The sequence below is a fragment of the Cupriavidus yeoncheonensis genome (assembly GCF_905397275.1).
In the GTDB taxonomy this organism is placed as follows: Bacteria; Pseudomonadota; Gammaproteobacteria; order Burkholderiales; family Burkholderiaceae; genus Cupriavidus; species Cupriavidus yeoncheonensis.
The window spans coordinates 106,333-121,497 of the sequence record NZ_CAJPUY010000015.1; the positions used below are offsets into that span (position 1 = coordinate 106,333).

Sequence of the window (15,165 nt, forward strand, 5' to 3'; positions counted from 1 at the left end):
GAAGAACCCGGCTTTTTCATGCAAGCGCGCAATCTTACAGCGCCGCGACCGGAATCTTGCCGATCTTGGCCTGCCATTCGGCGGGGCCGGTCTTGTGCACCGAGGTGCCTTCGCTGTCCACGGCGACGGTCACGGGCATGTCCTTGACGTCGAACTCGTAGATGGCTTCCATGCCGAGGTCTTCGAAGCCGACCACCTTGGCTTCCCGGATCGCCTTGGCCACCAGGTAGGCGGCGCCGCCCACGGCCATCAGGTAGGCCGACTTGTGCTTCTTGATGGCCTCGATGGCTACCGGGCCGCGCTCGGCCTTGCCGATCATCGAGATCAGGCCGGTCTCGGCCAGCATCATCTCGGTGAACTTGTCCATACGCGTGGCGGTGGTGGGGCCGGCCGGGCCGACGGCTTCGTCGCGCACCGGGTCAACCGGGCCGACGTAGTAGATCACCCGGTTCTTGAAGTCCACCGGCAGCTTCTCGCCCTTGGCCAGCATGTCGGCGATGCGCTTGTGCGCGGCGTCGCGGCCGGTCAGCATCTTGCCGTTGAGCAGCAGGGTCTGGCCCGGCTTCCACGAGGCGACTTCTTCCGGCGTCAGCGTGTTCAGGTCGACGCGCTTGGACGTTTCGGTGTTCGGTGCCCACTCGACCTGCGGCCACTGCGACAGGTCCGGCGCTTCCAGCTTGGCCGGGCCGCTGCCGTCCAGCGTGAAGTGCGCGTGGCGGGTGGCGGCGCAGTTCGGAATCATTGCGACCGGCTTGGACGCGGCATGCGTCGGGCTGGCCATGATCTTGACGTCCAGCACGGTGGCCAGGCCACCGAGGCCCTGCGCGCCGATGCCCAGCGCATTGACCTTCTCGTACAGCTCGACGCGCAGTTCCTCGACCCAGTCCTTCGGACCGCGGGCGATGATGTCCTGGATGTCGATTGACTCCATCAGCGATTCCTTGGCCATCACCATGGCCTTCTCGGCGGTGCCGCCGATGCCGATGCCCAGCATGCCCGGCGGGCACCAGCCGGCGCCCATGGTCGGCACGGTCTTCAGCACCCAGTCGACGATCGAGTCGGACGGGTTCAGCATCACGAACTTGGACTTGTTCTCCGAACCGCCGCCCTTGGCCGCGACCTGGATGTCCACGGTGTTGCCCGGCACGATCTCGTAGTGGATCACGGCCGGGGTGTTGTCCTTGGTGTTCTTGCGGGCGCCTTCGGGCGGGCTGACGATCGAGGCGCGCAGCACGTTGTCCGGATGGGTGTAGCCGCGGCGAACGCCCTCGTTGATCATGTCCGTCAGGCTCATGGTGGCGCCATCCCAGCGAACGTCCATACCGACCTTGACGAAGATCGTGACGATGCCGGTGTCCTGGCAGATCGGGCGCTTGCCTTCGGCGCACATGCGACTGTTGGTCAGAATCTGCGCGATCGCATCCTTGGCCGCCGGACTCTGCTCCAGCTCATAGGCACGGCCCAGGCTGGTGATGTAGTCCATCGGATGGTAGTAGCTGATGTACTGCAGGGAGTCGGCGACGCTCTGGATGAGGTCTTCTTGCTTGATGGCAGTCATTTTGTGGGGGGTGGCAGCGGTGAAACACAGCCTGAAATCATACACCGAGCCGGGGCGCTCTGCCCGGCTGCATACAGGCGTCGACACTGTGGTGCGTGCTTTTTTCGCCATATGCAGACGTGCGCCGAGCCCCAAATGAAAACCGCGGCGCAAGGCCGCAGTCGGGGGTGAGGCCAACGGCGCTCGCGGCTTCAGTGCAATTGAGGTTTCGCGTGAGCGCCGGCGGGGTGGGAAACCATCCGGTCCACCCAGGCCATCGCCACTGCGGACAGCAGGAATGCCAGGTGAATGGCTACCTGCCACATGATGGTGTGGGTCGAACGCTGTTCGGCGTCGATGAACGTCTTGAGCAGATGGATCGACGAGATGCCGATCAGCGCCATCGACAGCTTGACCTTGAGAACGCCGGCATTGACGTGGTCGAGCCATTCGGGCTCATCGGGGTGGTTGTCGATACCCAGGCGCGAGACGAAGGTCTCGTAGCCGCCCACGATCACCATGATCAGCAGGTTGGAAATCATCACCACGTCGATCAGGCCCAGCACCACCAGCATGATCTTGTTCTCGTCGTACTCGGTCACGTGCGACAGCAGGTGCCACACCTCGACCATGAAGTGATAGACGTAGACGCCTTGCGCGACGATCAGACCGAGGTACAGCGGCAACTGGAGCCAGCGCGAGGCAAAGATAAGGCGGGGGATAGGGCGCATCGAGGATTGGGCCATGGGCAATCAGGTGGCTAGGTCTTTGTTACAAGACAATCGAAATGGGGTTGGATTGTATCCTGCCCATGTTGCACGTCGCGATGACTGTCACCACCTGAAACGTTTCACCCCGCATCCCGCAAAGCCCGGCGGGCCACCGGCCCCGGCCAGCTCGCCAGCACGATACCGCCCAGCACGCAGCCCAGCGCCACGGCGTGCGGCCAGCCGGGCGTCTCGCCGAGAAAGACGATGCCGTAGGCCGCTGCCGCCACCGGCAGTACCGAGGTGAACACGCCCGCGAGCTGGCCCGGTACATGCCGGATGCCCTTCATCCACAGCCAGAAGGAGAACACGCTCGCCGACAGCGCATACCACAGCAGCATGAGCCAGGTTTGCGCGGGCACGGTGGAGGGGTCGAAATCGAGCAGGGGGATGAAGCCCAGCGGCAGCATCAGCAGGCCGCCAATCAGGTGGGTGTAGGCGCAGATCTCGATCGCCGCCAGCGTCTGCGTCAGTCGACGCGAGAGGATGACGTAGATCGATTCGCAGACCACGGCACCCAGGATCATCAGGTTGCCGAGCAGGGCCTGGCTGCCGCCGCTCCCTGCGCCATGCGAGCCGCCGCGCGCCACGTTGAGTACCGCCACGCCGGCCACGGCCAGCAGCACCGAAGCGACGGTCCGGCGCGACAGCCGTTCGCGCAGCCATAGCCAGGACAGGATGGCAACCGTCGCGGGGATGGTGCTCGTAATCACGCCCGCGGCCATTGCGCTGGTCAGGCGCACGCCATTGAGCATCAGCAGCGTGAACAGGAAGGTGCCGAAGAACGCCTGCAGAAACAGGTTGCGCCACTCCGCGCGCGACACCTGGCGCATGCGCGAGGGCCGGTACCACGGCGACAGGCAGACGATGGCGATGACAAAGCGCAACAGCGCGAACAGCAGCACCGGCACATGGGCGATGATCGATTTGCCCAGGCCGACATTGCTGCCAACGAGTGCCATCGAGGCGATCAGGAAGAACGGGTAGACGGACACGGATACTGTCTTGGGGAATGAGCACGAAGCCCCTTGTGCGGGAAGGGTGCGCGAGTTCCGCAGACGCCGGGATCGGGCCGGGATCGGGCGCGCTGTGGACGCTCAGGCGCCCGAATATCGGGCCCGGGGCATTATAGCTGTGCTAGCCTAATGAAGAAGGCTGCACATTCCTTGCCATGGCGATTGGCGCGCAGGCTTGCTGCTTCGCAGCAAGATCCTCCGGCCTAGCCGCAGCGCGGGGGGAGCGTCAGGTTTAAGTAAGCCGCCGGGCGTAATTTGGCAGCCAAGCCGTTCAGTCAAAAATCAGGAGACCCGCCTATGTCCGCCATCGAATCGGTGATGCAAGAGCATCGCGTTTTCAATCCGCCCGAGTCCTTCGTCCGGCAAGCCACGATCTCGGGCATGGATGCCTACCGCGCGCTGTGCGATGAGGCGGAGCGCGACTACGAGGGCTTCTGGGCCAGCCGCGCGCGCGACCTGCTGCACTGGAACAAGCCGTTCACCAAGGTGCTGGACGAGAGCAATGCCCCGTTCTACAAGTGGTTCGAGGACGGCGAACTCAACGCCTCGTACAACTGCCTGGACCGCAACCTGCAGAACGGCAATGCCGACAAGACGGCGATCGTGTTCGAGGCCGACGATGGCACCGCCACGCGCGTGTCCTACCGCGACCTGCACGCCAAGGTCTGTCGCTTTGCCAATGGACTGAAGAAACTCGGAATCAAGAAGGGCGACCGCGTGGTGATCTACATGCCGATGTCGGTCGAAGGCGTGGTGGCGATGCAGGCGTGCGCGCGCCTGGGCGCTACGCATTCGGTGGTGTTCGGCGGGTTCTCGGCCAAGTCGCTGCAGGAGCGGCTGGTGGACGTCGGCGCCGTGGCGCTGATCACTGCCGACGAGCAGATGCGCGGCGGCAAGGCTCTGCCGCTGAAGGCCATTGCCGATGACGCACTCGCGCTCGGCGGCTGCGAGGCGGTGAAGGACGTGATCGTCTATCGCCGCACCGGCGGCAAGGTCAACTGGGCCGAAGGCCGCGACCGCTGGATGGAAGACGTCAGCGCCGGCCAGCCCGATACCTGCGAGGCCGTGCCCGTGAGCGCCGAGCACCCGCTGTTCGTGCTCTATACATCGGGCTCGACCGGCAAGCCCAAGGGCGTGCAGCACAGCACCGGCGGCTATCTGCTGTGGGCGTTGATGACGATGCAGTGGACCTTCGACATCAAGCCCGACGATCTCTTCTGGTGTACCGCCGACATCGGCTGGGTCACGGGCCACACCTACATCGCCTATGGCCCATTGGCCGCCGGCGCGACGCAGATCATCTTCGAAGGCGTGCCGACCTACCCGAATGCCGGCCGCTTCTGGGACATGATCGCGCGCCACAAGGTCAGCATCTTCTACACCGCGCCGACCGCGATCCGCTCGCTGATCAAGGCCGCCGAGGCCGACGAGAAGATCCATCCGAAGCAGTACGACCTGTCCAGCCTGCGCCTGCTCGGCACGGTGGGGGAGCCGATCAATCCCGAAGCGTGGATGTGGTACTACAAGAACATCGGCAACGAGCGTTGCCCGATTGTCGATACTTTCTGGCAGACGGAAACCGGCGGCCATATGATCACGCCGCTGCCGGGCGCGACGCCGCTGGTGCCGGGTTCGTGCACGCTGCCGCTGCCGGGCATCATGGCGGCCATCGTGGATGAGACCGGGCAGGACGTACCGAATGGCGCGGGCGGCATCCTGGTGGTGAAGCGCCCGTGGCCCGCGATGATCCGCACGATCTGGGGTGATCCGGAGCGTTTCAAGAAGAGCTACTTCCCCGAGGAACTGGGCGGCAAGCTGTACCTGGCCGGCGACGGCTCGATCCGGGACAAGGACACCGGCTACTTCACCATCATGGGCCGCATCGACGATGTGCTGAACGTGTCGGGGCATCGCATGGGGACGATGGAAATCGAGTCGGCGCTGGTTGCCAACCCGATCGTCGCCGAAGCCGCCGTGGTGGGCCGGCCGGACGACACCACGGGCGAGGCCATCTGCGCGTTCGTGGTGCTCAAGCGTTCGCGTCCGAGCGATGCCGAGGCGCAGCAGATTGCCGCGGAGCTGCGCAACTGGGTAGCCAAGGAAATCGGTCCGATCGCCAAGCCGAAGGACATCCGCTTCGGCGACAACCTGCCGAAGACGCGCTCGGGCAAGATCATGCGGCGTCTGCTGCGTTCGCTGGCCAAGGGCGAGGAGATCACGCAGGATACCTCCACGCTGGAGAACCCCGCGATTCTTGATCAACTGAAGCAGGCGCAGTAAACGGATCATCCGGTAACGGCCAGCCCGACAGGACCCGCCGCCGCGCCCAGCGCGCCGGCGGGTTCTTCACTGTAATTCCCCCTCGACCGCCCGACCGCCGCCTATGCCCGACGCCCAGTCGCGTTTCCGCCGCCGGCTGATGCTGTACTACGGCCTGTTCACGCTGGGTCTGTTCGGCTTCGTCGGCATGATGGGGTTGCTCGAGAAATCCAATGCCGATGCGCTCTGGCTCGGCTACGTCTTTCTCTTTATCACGATCGCGATCTACGCCTGCATCGGCCTGATCTGCCGGACTTCCGACCTCAACGAATACTACGTGGCCGCGCGGCGCGTGCCCGCCATGTTCAACGGCATGGCGATCGCGGCCGACTGGATGAGCGCGGCGTCGTTCATCGGCCTGGCGGGCATCCTGTTCGCGTCCGGCTATGAAGGGTTGGCCTATGTGATGGGATGGACGGGCGGCTATTGCCTGGTCGCATTCCTGCTCGCGCCTTACCTGCGCAAGTACGGCGGCTACACCATTCCCGATTTCCTGGCGGCGCGCTACGGCAATGGCAAGCCGGGCGGCAACCTGCCCGTGCGCGCCATCGCCGTACTGGCGGCATCGCTGTGCTCGTTTGTCTATCTTGTCGCGCAGATTCAGGGCGTGGGCCTCGTGGTCACGCGCTTCATCGGCGTGGATTTTGCGGTCGGCATCTTCTTCGGGCTGGCCGGCATCCTGGTCTGCTCGTTCCTGGGCGGCATGCGCGCCGTGACGTGGACTCAGGTGGCCCAGTACATCATGATGATCGTCGCCTTCCTGGTCACGGTCTCGATGATCGCCTGGAAGCATCATCAGGAAGTGGTGCCGCAGCTCAGCTATGGCCCGATGCTGTCACAGCTCGACCAGCGCGAACGGCAGCTGGAACGCGAGCCGGCCGAGCAGGCGGTACGAGAGTACTACCGGCAGCAGGCCATCCAGATGCAGGACCGTATCGCGCGGCTGCCCGAATCGTTCGCCGAAGAGCGTGATGCGCTCGACGCGCGGCTCATGGACCTGCGCGGGCGCAATGCGCCGCTGCGGGAAATCAAGGCACAGGAACGCGAACGCATCGAATTCCCGGCCGATGCGGCCGCCGCGAAGCAGCAATGGAACCAGATGCGTGAAGACGCGCTCGCGCGAAGCAAGCCTTCCACGCCATCGACCGAGCCCTATCCCTCGGCGTCGGAGCAGGAGCGCGGGAACAAGCGGCTGAATTTCGTGCTGCTGGTGTTCTGCCTGATGGTGGGGACTGCCAGCCTGCCGCATATCCTCACGCGCCTGTACACCACGCCGTCGGTGAAGGAGACGCGCAACTCCGTGGCGTGGGCCATATTTTGCATCGCCCTGCTGTACGTGTCGGCCCCCGCGCTGGCGGCGCTGGTCAAATTTGAGTTCTTCCAGCACGTGGTCGGCACGCCTTATGCCGAACTGCCGCAGTGGGTCGTGCAGTGGCGCAAAGTGGATCCGCCCGTGTTCGCGCTGCGCGACGTCAACGGCGACGGCATCGTGCAATGGGCGGAAATCCTGCTCCAGCCTGACATGATCGTACTGGCGGCGCCCGAGATCGCCGGGCTGCCCTACGTGATATCGGGGCTGATCGCCGCCGGCGCGCTGGCGGCAGCGCTGTCCACCGCGGACGGCTTGTTGCTGACGATCGCCAACGCGCTGTCGCATGATGTCTTCTATCACATGGTCGACCGCCAGGCGAGCCACCAGCGGCGCGTGACCACGGCCAAGATCGTGCTGCTCGGCGTGGCGCTGTTCGCGTCCTACGTCACCTCCCTGCGTCCTGGCAACATCCTGTTCCTCGTCGGCGCCGCCTTTTCGCTGGCGGCCTCCAGCTTTTTCCCGGTGCTGGTGCTGGGCATCTTCTGGCGCCGCACCACCGCCGCCGGTGCGGTAGCGGGCATGGCCGCCGGCCTTGGCATCTCGGTCTACTACATATTCGTCAACTATCCATTCTTCACCCGCATGACCGGGATCTTTGGCGACCGGTGGTTTGGCGTGGACCCGATCGCGTCAGGCGCCTTCGGGGTTCCGGCAGGCTTCACCGTGGCCATCCTGGTCAGCCTTGTCACGCCACGGAACGCGCCCGTGATCGATCGCCTGGTAAGTTACTTGCGGAAGGGGTAGGCGCCACATCACGAAACGCTGGACTCGTCGGCGGCCTCTGCTATAATCGCGGACTTCCCGGAGAGATGGATGAGCGGTTTAAGTCGCACGCCTGGAAAGCGTGTATAGGTTAATAGCCTATCGGGGGTTCGAATCCCCCTCTCTCCGCCAGATATTCTGCAAGGCTTTGCCGGTCAGCAGTCGCTAACGGCAGGGTCATGAACAAGGGCTTGGGTCATTGACCCCGGCCCTTTTTGTTTGCCTGCAGCAGTTTGCCTGGAGCGGGCGATGGCGATCGGCTACCGGTCCTCTTCCAGTAGCGTCGCCAAAAATTCCGCCATGGCCGCCTCAAGGGCCGGCTGCGTAGCCTGCCGGAAACGCCATTCGGCATGCAATAGCCGAACTGCAAATGGCGTCAGCATCGAGCCATTGCCACGCGCGCCGACGATGAGCGGCTGAGCCAGCGCCTTCTCCCAACTCCTGATCAACGTCCAGCCATGCCGTTGGGATAGTCCGTTGGCTGTGGCGGCCTTGCCCATGGACCTGGTGTCTCGAATGGATTCGAGCAGGCGCAGGACCTTTGCGCCGGTGCGTGGGTTGTCGGCTGCGGCCAGAACCGGAAACAGCTCGAAGTCAAATGTCATCGGGCATGCCAGCAGATGTGTTCCTGTGCTGGCGCGGTTCCCTTATGGGAGTCGCAGCTGCACGTTATTAAATGAGAATCATAACTGATTGCATTCGTAGTTTTTGGTTATCGCCTCGAACGGGTGCCGGATTGCTGCGTTCACCTTATGCGCTAATTGCATAGGCTGCGCTCGTTCCCTGTGAAAAAATCGGACATCTTCTCCACGGCACCCCCACCATGTCCGACTCTACCGTCTATCTCAATGGCGAACTGACCCCCTTGTCCGAAGCCCGCATCCCAGTCCTGGACCGCGGCTTTATCTTTGGCGACGGGATCTATGAAGTCATTCCGATCTACAACGGCAAGCCGTTCCGCGGCGCCCAGCACCTGGCGCGCCTCGCGCGTAGCCTGGCAGCCATCGGCATCCCCGACCCGCACAGCGAGTCCGAATGGCTGGCGCTGATTGCTCGCGTAATTGAGGCGAACGGCCTGTCCGACCAGATGGTGTATATCCAGGTCACGCGTGGCGTGGCGCGGCGCACGCATGCGTTTCCGGAGGAAGTCACGCCGACGGTCCTAGTCATGACCAATCCGATGGCGCTGCCGTCGGCGTCGGCGGTGGCGAAGGGGGTGGCGTGCGTGACGATGGAGGACCGCCGCTGGCTCAATTGCCAGATCAAGTCGACGTCGTTGCTGGGCAATGTGCTGGCCGCACAATACGCGGCGGAACACGGCGTAACCGAGGCTATTCAGTTCCGCGATGGCTGGCTCACCGAGGCTTCGTCATCAAACGTCTGGGTGGTGTGCAAAGGCCGGGTGTCGGCGCCGCCCAAGGACAACCTCATCCTGGAAGGCATCCGCTATGGCCTGATGGAAGAGCTGTGCGCGGCGCTGGATATTTCGCTGGAGGCACGCCGCATCTCGCGGGACGAGGTCTTCGGCGCCGACGAGATCTTGCTGTCGTCGGCAAGCAAGGAGCTTCTGCCGGTCGTGTCGATTGACGGGCAGGTCATTGGCGCCGGCACGCCCGGACCGGTGTTCCGCAAGCTTTATGAAGCCTACCAGGCCGCAAAATCCGCACTTTGAGCACGGGGGTGTGCCCGTGCTAGCATGACTGCGGAACCGCTTCCGGGAGACAGCGATGGCCAAGCGCGAGCGCGGCCGGCGCGCCTTGCAGGACGAGGTGAGCCGGCGGGTGCAGCAGATCGACGAAATTGGAGAGGACGGTGCAAAGATCCGCACGCCAATGCCCGAACCTCACCCGCGTGATGCGCGCGGCCGGAACTGGGACATGAAGGGCTTCGGCAGGGCCACTGGCTATGAAGCCGGCATCCGCGCCGTGGTCGACAAGGTGCGCGACGAGTTCGATCTGTCGGACGCCGTGGAAAACCGCGCGCCCAATCCATTCGGCGACTGAGCAAATCAGTTCCGCAGATTCAGCCGGCCGCCCCACTCGGGCTGAGGTCCTGACAGACCCGGCCTGACTATTCCACTGTCACCACGATGGAAGCGCGCCGGTTCTCCGCGCGACCGCCGGCGGTGCGGTTGTCTGCCACCGGCCGGCGCTTGCCCATTCCCCTTACCTCGATGTTCCTGCGTTCGAAACCGGCGGTTACCAGCACCCTGGCCACTGCTTCGGCGCGCCGCAGGGAAAGCTGCTGGTTGTAATCCGCCGTGCCGATGTCATCTGTGTGGCCATCCACGCGTACGTGGTCGATGCCGATACCGGTCAGCGCGCGGGCCAGATGCAGAATGCCCGCGATGCGTTCCCGCGGGATCACGTCTTCATCAAAGCCGAAAAGGACTTTCTCGGACGGGCCGAGTTCCCAGCCCACATCCGTCAGCGTAAAGCCTTCGCGCTGGAGGACAGCGAGCTGTACCTGCGTCAGTCCCCGGGCCGGCGGGGTGGTCCTGCAGCCCGACAGGGCCGCCGCCATCGCCACCACGACCACCACCAGCGCGCGCGCCGCCTGTCTGCGGATATCCGGCAGGCCGGCATGCGGCAACTGGCTTTCCTCAGTGGGGCGATAGGCAGGTGTCATGGATGGTCCTGGCTGGCCTCCAGGCGTGGCTCGGCGCTTTGCCAGGCTCCGCCAGATCGGCGCTTGGCGCCGTACATGGCCGCGTCGGCCGCGTGCAGCAGTCCCTGGCTGCCGTGCGCATGCACCGGGAACACGGCTATGCCAATGCTAAGCGAAGCCGTGATGCAGGTGCCATCGGACAGATGGATAGGCTCGGGAATCCGTTGCAGGACGTGCTCGGCGATCTGGATGGCATCCGCCGGCGCGCGCAGGGACGTGGTCAGCACCGCGAACTCGTCGCCGCCCAGGCGGGCGACGACATCGCCTTCGCGCACGCTGGCGCGGATGCGTTGCGCCAGGGCCACCAGCACGGCGTCGCCGGCAGCGTGGCCGAAGCGGTCATTGATGCCCTTGAAGTCATCGCTGTCGAGGTAGAGCAGGGCTGCATAGCCGGTGCTGGCGGCCGCGGCGCGTACGGCGAGTTCCAGCAGCTCCTCGAACGCGGACCGGTTGAGCAGGCCGGTCAGCGAGTCATGGCTGGCACGATGGGCGAGCGACCGGTTCTCGTGCTGCATCTGGTTCTGCCAGGTTTCCAGTTCGTCGAGCAGGCCGTTGAAGTCATCGCCCAGCGCATTCAGTTCCTCGATGCGGGCGGGCGGTGTGCGCTGGGCAAAATCGCGCTCCGAACGCACGGCGTGGGCCACGCGCATCAGATTCCGCAGCGGTTCGATGATCTGCACCAGCATGCGGCTCGACATGTAGTGCGCGCTCACCGCCGTCAGTAGCAGGCAGGCGAGCAGGCCCAGCCCGCCCTGCAGCAGGAAATGCAGCAGGTTGGACGGATCGCCCGCCATGCGCAGGGTGCCGACCGGCTGGGCGTCATGCAGGATGGGCTGCTCGATCACGCCGGTGCTGAGCCATTCCCCGATCGCGTACCGCAAGCCGTCACGGCGTTCGTGGCCCGGACGCTGCCAGTCCGCCAGGACGTGGTTGTCCAGGTCCAGCACGGTGGCGCGGGATACGTCTTCGGACTCGGCAATCAGGGCCAGGGTCTCGTTGGTGGCCGCCTTGTCGCGGAATACCACGGGTGCTTCGAGCGTATAGGCAATCGAACGCGCCACCAGCCGCAGGTTGTGGTCTGCATAGACCCGCAGTGCCGTCAGGCCCAGTGCGGTCAGCGAGAGCCCGGCCGTGCAGACCGCCAGCAGCGCCACGCCGAGGTGGATGCGGCGCAGCGCACCGTAGAGGGTAGGGCGTTGCCGGCCATTGGCAGGCCGCGATCCGGGCTTCATGACGATGCGCCCCTGCGCCGGCCCAGTTGCAGCACGGCCGGATGGACATGGACCCCGCTGCGGGCGAGCGAATCGAGATTCACGCGGAACGACACCTGGCTTTCGCGGATGTTCAGGCAGAACATGCTGCCGACCTCACACTCGAAGTCCTCTTCGCTGATCACCAGCACAGGCCGGCCCGTCAGTTCCGCGGCAAGGCGCTGGCGCCGGACGTCGGTCATGGCGCCAAGATAGAGCGCATCGCACTGGCTCGCGAGCGCGTCCGCCATGACATCGACCTCGCGCGTGCGCACCTGTCGGCCGTTGCTCAGTGTACCGCCCTCGAGCAGGCGCGCCGGATACCGGCTGGTGTTGTCCACGCACAGGCGAATCGACTCTCGCTCCGCCGGCCAGCGCGCATAGCCGAGCAGGCTGAAGACTACCCGCGCCACCATGTCGACGCGTTGCGGGGCCGGCTGCGCGGTGACGCCCGGAGGCAGCACGGCGGGCACGATGGCAAGCACGGCGGCCGCCAGCAGGCGCAGGCAGTAGCGGAAGGAGGTTCGGTTCCGCCTGGAGCGGATTCTGGCTGGGGCGCGAGCCATGAGGTGGGCGGAGTGTGCGTAGGGCCTGGTCGGGTTGTCTTGGGCTGCTCCCGGCAGCACGTGCGTGCATTCCGTGAGCAGGGCGCAGTGCAGGCGGTGTGGCGAAATATTGTCCCGCTGGCAGCAGGGCGGTCAAGGCATGCACCGGCTGCCTGGCGCCATGCCGCGGCTGCGTTCTGGTTGTGATCCGGCCGGGGCGCACGATGGGGGCGGTTCCCGGCATTGTCAGAGGCGGTTATCGGCAGGATCGCAGCAATCCTGAATCTTGCGGTCCCCCGCGGCATCCTGTGCGCTGGAATGCGCGCGGCGCATAGAATGCAGGCTTGGCGCGCAGCGCTCGTTCCCGCACAGCAATGATGACCTTCCTGCCGATTCTCCTGTTCCTGCATGTCATGGCCGCCGTCGTCTGGGTGGGCGGCATGTTCTTCGCCTACCTTTGCCTGCGCCCGGTCGCGGGACAGGTGCTGGACCCGCCGTCGCGCTTGCGCCTCTGGCGCGGGGTCTTCGAGCGCTTCTTCCGCTGGGTCTGGGTGGCACTGGTACTGATCCTGCTCAGCGGCGGGGCCATGATGGCCCGCGTCGGCATGGCCTCCGCACCGCCGAACTGGCACCTGATGGCGGGCATCGGCGTGGTGATGGCCGCGATTTTCCTCTTCGTCTTCTTCGGGCCCTATCCGGTCTTGCGTCGCGCCGTGGATGCCGGCGAATGGCCAATTGCCGGCGCCGCGCTCAACCGGATCCGGCAGGCGGTTGGCATCAATCTGGCGTTGGGCCTGCTCAATGTCGCGGTAGCCACGCTTGGACGCATGGCCGGCTGATGGGCTGAGTCGTGACGGGTTCGGGGAACTGTCGCCATGCTGTGCTAGTCTTTCCAGACACGCATTGCGAGGAGGTGGATCATGGCGAGTGAGTCCCGTTCCGGCCTGAAGGCTTTCGTGCAGACCGCGCCCCAGGCGGGCCGCTATGTCTGGATCATTTCACTGGTCGATTTCAATGCCCAGCAGATCCGGCGCACCATTGTCTCCGACGATACGTTCACCACGTCGGATGCAGCGCGCGTGGCTGGCGATGCCGAACTGAAGGCCATGGCCGCGGACCACTAGCCTACCGCGCCGTTGTGCCGAAGCACAGCGGCCATCCCTGGATACCCTTTCTTACAGCAGCGGTGCTCCTGTCGGCGTTAGACTTGGGGCACATTTACAAGAAAGGGTTTCCATGACGAATCGTTCCCGCGTCCTGCCGCGTGCGGTCCTGCTTGCGGCCTTCATTTGCGGCGGTCTTGCCGCAGTTCATCCGGCGCAGGCCCAGGTCTCGGTCAACATTGCCATTGGCGTGCCGCCGCCGGCGCCCATTTACGAGGCCGTGCCTGCGCCGCGCCCCGGTTATGTCTGGGCGCCGGGCTACTGGGACTGGGACGATCACCACCACAAGCATGCGTGGAAGCAGGGTCGCTGGGAGCGCGAACGCGCCGGCTACGTTTATGAGTCTCCGCGCTGGGTCCAGTCACGCGATGGCTGGGTGCTGGTGCCTGGCCGCTGGGACGATCATGGCGGCAAGGGGAAGGGCCCCAAGGGGTATCACTGCCCTCCGGGCCACGCCAAGAAAGGCGAATGCTGAAGCCATGCCGAAGGGTGGCCTGATGCCGCGTGCCGCACGGTGACACCCGTGCGGCATGCCATGCTACGATCCCCGCGGCGGTAGTGCGAAGCGCCTGCGGGCCATCTGGCCCGCCTGCAGCGAGACGGAGAGACGGACCATGGCAAAGCATGTTTTCACGCGTGCTCAGTATCTCGACATCCTCAATGACAGCTTGCGCAACCATCCGGGCTGGCGGCCCGGCATGGCCTTCGTGTTCCTGCCGCCAGGCGCCGATGCAAGCCAGGCCACGGCCGTCGGATGCACGGGCCCGCTCGAGGCCATTCCGGTGTATGCGGAAATCCAGCGCGTGGCGGCGGACCTCATCGAGGTGAGGTAAGCGTTCCGGCGCAACGCGGGCGGCAGCCCTGGCCGCGTTGCGCCCGAGCCTTACTCTTCGTCGTCCTCGTCTTCCTCGTCTCCGAGGAATTCGCGGCGCAACATCCAGTTGGCGATCGCCTCGTCGCAGATTTTCTTGAACTTCTGGCGATCCGGCATCTTGTCGAACATCGAGAAGTTGACCAGCGCCATGCCGGCATCGGTGATGTAGAACATGCGGCGCGGGTCGTCAGGGTGGACGATGCGTCCGTCGATGCCGCCTTCGTCACTGTCGGCGGGCATGTCTTCGAGCTCGACCACGCGGCAGGTGAAGCGCGGGGTGCGCGTATGGGTCAGGTACTCGAATTCGTCGTGCAGCACCTCTCCGCCCCGGCCGGCGGCGATGGCGAAGCCCCAGATGAAGCGCGGCATTGGCAGGTCGGACAGGTCTTCAATTTCGTCCATGGTGTTCTCCGTATTGCAATGGCCCGCATTATCCCCCGGATTGCGGTTGCCTCAAATGGTGGGCGATGACAGGCCGCGCTATCGCATGGCGCGGCAGCCGCCCAGCATGGGCGGATTGCTGTCCGTCTGCATCAGGTCGCGCAATGTGCCCTCGTCGCCCTTGGTCCACCATTCGTAGCGTCCGCCCACATAGCGCGCGCCGGAACCGCTGACCACGCTCACGGCCAGCACGGGCTTGCCCTCCAGCCGCAGGATGGCCGCCTGGTTGTCGGTGCTGTTGAAGTAGCGCACGGTCAGCGGCTTGTCGCCGTCGCACTGGTACCGCACGGTGCGGACCTCGGGAAAGCGCACGCTGTCGATGCCCGGAGCGCCGGCAGCGTATGCGCCGGCGCTGGCGCATATGGCCAGCAGCAGGATGGGGAGGGCGAACGGCTTCGGGCGGTGGATCATGTCGGTAGTCCTGTCAGTAGCGGAGCATTGGTGGCAGCGGC

Annotated in this window: 17 protein-coding genes and 1 tRNA gene; 9 read left to right on the forward strand and 9 right to left on the reverse strand. The window is 65.1% G+C overall.

Annotated features, from left to right (window positions below):
• Positions 1-34: 34 nt before the first annotated feature.
• The 3 genes from KHO22_RS20750 to KHO22_RS20760 all read right to left on the reverse strand — a co-directional run bounded on the left by KHO22_RS20750 (position 35) and on the right by KHO22_RS20760 (position 3,299).
• The gene (locus KHO22_RS20750; protein ID WP_211949052.1) at positions 35-1,558 is read right to left on the reverse strand and encodes a fumarate hydratase; all 1,524 of its coding nucleotides are present in this window, start codon (positions 1,556-1,558) and stop codon (positions 35-37) included.
• A gap of 191 nt (positions 1,559-1,749) precedes the next feature.
• Entirely contained in the window at positions 1,750-2,283 is a 534-nt protein-coding gene (locus tag KHO22_RS20755; RefSeq protein ID WP_211949053.1) for a TIGR00645 family protein, read from the reverse strand.
• Between the two features lie 104 nt (positions 2,284-2,387).
• Entirely contained in the window at positions 2,388-3,299 is a 912-nt protein-coding gene (locus tag KHO22_RS20760) for a DMT family transporter (RefSeq protein WP_211949054.1), read from the reverse strand.
• 318 nt (positions 3,300-3,617) lie between these two features.
• Between KHO22_RS20760 and acs the strand changes: the two genes are divergently transcribed.
• The 3 genes from acs (at position 3,618) to KHO22_RS20775 (ending at position 7,905) form a co-directional block, all read left to right on the forward strand.
• On the forward strand, positions 3,618-5,600 hold the full coding sequence (gene acs / locus KHO22_RS20765; protein ID WP_211949055.1) for an acetate--CoA ligase: 1,983 nt from the start codon (positions 3,618-3,620) through the stop codon (positions 5,598-5,600).
• 103 nt (positions 5,601-5,703) lie between these two features.
• Positions 5,704-7,755 (forward strand): VC_2705 family sodium/solute symporter, encoded by a 2,052-nt coding sequence (locus KHO22_RS20770; RefSeq protein WP_211949056.1) that lies wholly within the window; start codon positions 5,704-5,706, stop codon positions 7,753-7,755.
• A gap of 59 nt (positions 7,756-7,814) precedes the next feature.
• Positions 7,815-7,905: transfer RNA gene (locus KHO22_RS20775), tRNA-Ser, on the forward strand.
• A gap of 128 nt (positions 7,906-8,033) precedes the next feature.
• Here the strand turns inward: KHO22_RS20775 and KHO22_RS20780 are convergent.
• Positions 8,034-8,378, reverse strand: coding sequence for a winged helix-turn-helix domain-containing protein (locus KHO22_RS20780; RefSeq protein ID WP_211949057.1), 345 nt, complete (start codon positions 8,376-8,378; stop codon positions 8,034-8,036).
• 218 nt (positions 8,379-8,596) lie between these two features.
• Here KHO22_RS20780 and KHO22_RS20785 point away from each other — a divergent pair, with 218 nt between their 5' ends.
• Together KHO22_RS20785 and KHO22_RS20790 are read left to right on the forward strand one after the other, a co-directional pair.
• Positions 8,597-9,445 (forward strand): D-amino acid aminotransferase, encoded by an 849-nt coding sequence (locus tag KHO22_RS20785; protein WP_211949058.1) that lies wholly within the window; start codon positions 8,597-8,599, stop codon positions 9,443-9,445.
• Between the two features lie 55 nt (positions 9,446-9,500).
• Positions 9,501-9,776: a hypothetical protein gene (locus tag KHO22_RS20790; protein WP_211949059.1), complete on the forward strand. Its 276-nt coding sequence runs from the start codon at positions 9,501-9,503 to the stop codon at positions 9,774-9,776.
• 67 nt (positions 9,777-9,843) lie between these two features.
• On the opposite strand, the gene yfiB is transcribed toward KHO22_RS20790, so the two are convergent.
• From yfiB to yfiR, 3 genes are read right to left on the reverse strand one after another with little or no spacing between them, the layout of a single operon-like run.
• Positions 9,844-10,401: an outer membrane lipoprotein YfiB gene (yfiB, locus tag KHO22_RS20795; RefSeq protein WP_211949060.1), complete on the reverse strand. Its 558-nt coding sequence runs from the start codon at positions 10,399-10,401 to the stop codon at positions 9,844-9,846.
• On the reverse strand, positions 10,398-11,672 hold the full coding sequence (dgcN, locus tag KHO22_RS20800) for a diguanylate cyclase DgcN/YfiN (protein WP_211949061.1): 1,275 nt from the start codon (positions 11,670-11,672) through the stop codon (positions 10,398-10,400). The genes yfiB and dgcN overlap by 4 nt, the downstream gene beginning before the upstream one ends.
• Positions 11,669-12,256: a regulatory sequestration protein YfiR gene (gene yfiR / locus KHO22_RS20805; protein ID WP_211949062.1), complete on the reverse strand. Its 588-nt coding sequence runs from the start codon at positions 12,254-12,256 to the stop codon at positions 11,669-11,671. The genes dgcN and yfiR overlap by 4 nt, the downstream gene beginning before the upstream one ends.
• A 356-nt stretch (positions 12,257-12,612) precedes the next feature.
• Between yfiR and KHO22_RS20810 the strand changes: the two genes are divergently transcribed.
• The 4 genes from KHO22_RS20810 to KHO22_RS20825 all read left to right on the forward strand — a co-directional run bounded on the left by KHO22_RS20810 (position 12,613) and on the right by KHO22_RS20825 (position 14,231).
• Positions 12,613-13,074, forward strand: a complete 462-nt coding sequence (locus tag KHO22_RS20810) for a DUF4149 domain-containing protein (protein ID WP_211949111.1) — start codon at positions 12,613-12,615, stop codon at positions 13,072-13,074.
• An 81-nt stretch (positions 13,075-13,155) separates the two neighbouring features.
• Positions 13,156-13,359 carry a hypothetical protein gene (locus tag KHO22_RS20815; RefSeq protein ID WP_211949063.1) on the forward strand — a complete coding sequence of 68 codons (204 nt, stop codon included), beginning with the start codon at positions 13,156-13,158 and terminating at the stop codon, positions 13,357-13,359.
• A 112-nt stretch (positions 13,360-13,471) separates the two neighbouring features.
• Complete coding sequence (locus KHO22_RS20820; protein ID WP_211949064.1) at positions 13,472-13,873, forward strand: YXWGXW repeat-containing protein; 402 nt, start codon at positions 13,472-13,474, stop codon at positions 13,871-13,873.
• 139 nt (positions 13,874-14,012) lie between these two features.
• Complete coding sequence (locus KHO22_RS20825) at positions 14,013-14,231, forward strand: hypothetical protein (RefSeq protein WP_211949065.1); 219 nt, start codon at positions 14,013-14,015, stop codon at positions 14,229-14,231.
• Positions 14,232-14,281: 50 nt separating this feature from the next.
• On the opposite strand, the gene KHO22_RS20830 is transcribed toward KHO22_RS20825, so the two are convergent.
• Positions 14,282-14,674, reverse strand: coding sequence for a hypothetical protein (locus tag KHO22_RS20830; protein WP_211949066.1), 393 nt, complete (start codon positions 14,672-14,674; stop codon positions 14,282-14,284).
• Between the two features lie 78 nt (positions 14,675-14,752).
• Positions 14,753-15,124, reverse strand: coding sequence for an MliC family protein (locus KHO22_RS20835; protein ID WP_211949067.1), 372 nt, complete (start codon positions 15,122-15,124; stop codon positions 14,753-14,755).
• Positions 15,125-15,165 lie beyond the last annotated feature (41 nt).

Excerpts from the sequence above, each read along its gene's own strand:
- KHO22_RS20785 (WP_211949058.1), top strand. The coding sequence starts at position 8,597 with ATGTCCGACTCTACCGTCTATCTCAATGGCGAACTGACCCCCTTGTCC.
- yfiB (WP_211949060.1), bottom strand. The coding sequence starts at position 10,401 with ATGACACCTGCCTATCGCCCCACTGAGGAAAGCCAGTTGCCGCATGCC.
- KHO22_RS20820 (WP_211949064.1), top strand. The coding sequence starts at position 13,472 with ATGACGAATCGTTCCCGCGTCCTGCCGCGTGCGGTCCTGCTTGCGGCC.
- KHO22_RS20815 (WP_211949063.1), top strand. The coding sequence starts at position 13,156 with ATGGCGAGTGAGTCCCGTTCCGGCCTGAAGGCTTTCGTGCAGACCGCG.
- KHO22_RS20790 (WP_211949059.1), top strand. The coding sequence starts at position 9,501 with ATGGCCAAGCGCGAGCGCGGCCGGCGCGCCTTGCAGGACGAGGTGAGC.
- KHO22_RS20770 (WP_211949056.1), top strand. The coding sequence starts at position 5,704 with ATGCCCGACGCCCAGTCGCGTTTCCGCCGCCGGCTGATGCTGTACTAC.
- KHO22_RS20835 (WP_211949067.1), bottom strand. The coding sequence starts at position 15,124 with ATGATCCACCGCCCGAAGCCGTTCGCCCTCCCCATCCTGCTGCTGGCC.
- KHO22_RS20755 (WP_211949053.1), bottom strand. The coding sequence starts at position 2,283 with ATGGCCCAATCCTCGATGCGCCCTATCCCCCGCCTTATCTTTGCCTCG.
- KHO22_RS20825 (WP_211949065.1), top strand. The coding sequence starts at position 14,013 with ATGGCAAAGCATGTTTTCACGCGTGCTCAGTATCTCGACATCCTCAAT.
- KHO22_RS20830 (WP_211949066.1), bottom strand. The coding sequence starts at position 14,674 with ATGGACGAAATTGAAGACCTGTCCGACCTGCCAATGCCGCGCTTCATC.
- KHO22_RS20750 (WP_211949052.1), bottom strand. The coding sequence starts at position 1,558 with ATGACTGCCATCAAGCAAGAAGACCTCATCCAGAGCGTCGCCGACTCC.
- yfiR (WP_211949062.1), bottom strand. The coding sequence starts at position 12,256 with ATGGCTCGCGCCCCAGCCAGAATCCGCTCCAGGCGGAACCGAACCTCC.
- dgcN (WP_211949061.1), bottom strand. The coding sequence starts at position 11,672 with ATGAAGCCCGGATCGCGGCCTGCCAATGGCCGGCAACGCCCTACCCTC.
- acs (WP_211949055.1), top strand. The coding sequence starts at position 3,618 with ATGTCCGCCATCGAATCGGTGATGCAAGAGCATCGCGTTTTCAATCCG.
- KHO22_RS20780 (WP_211949057.1), bottom strand. The coding sequence starts at position 8,378 with ATGACATTTGACTTCGAGCTGTTTCCGGTTCTGGCCGCAGCCGACAAC.
- KHO22_RS20810 (WP_211949111.1), top strand. The coding sequence starts at position 12,613 with ATGACCTTCCTGCCGATTCTCCTGTTCCTGCATGTCATGGCCGCCGTC.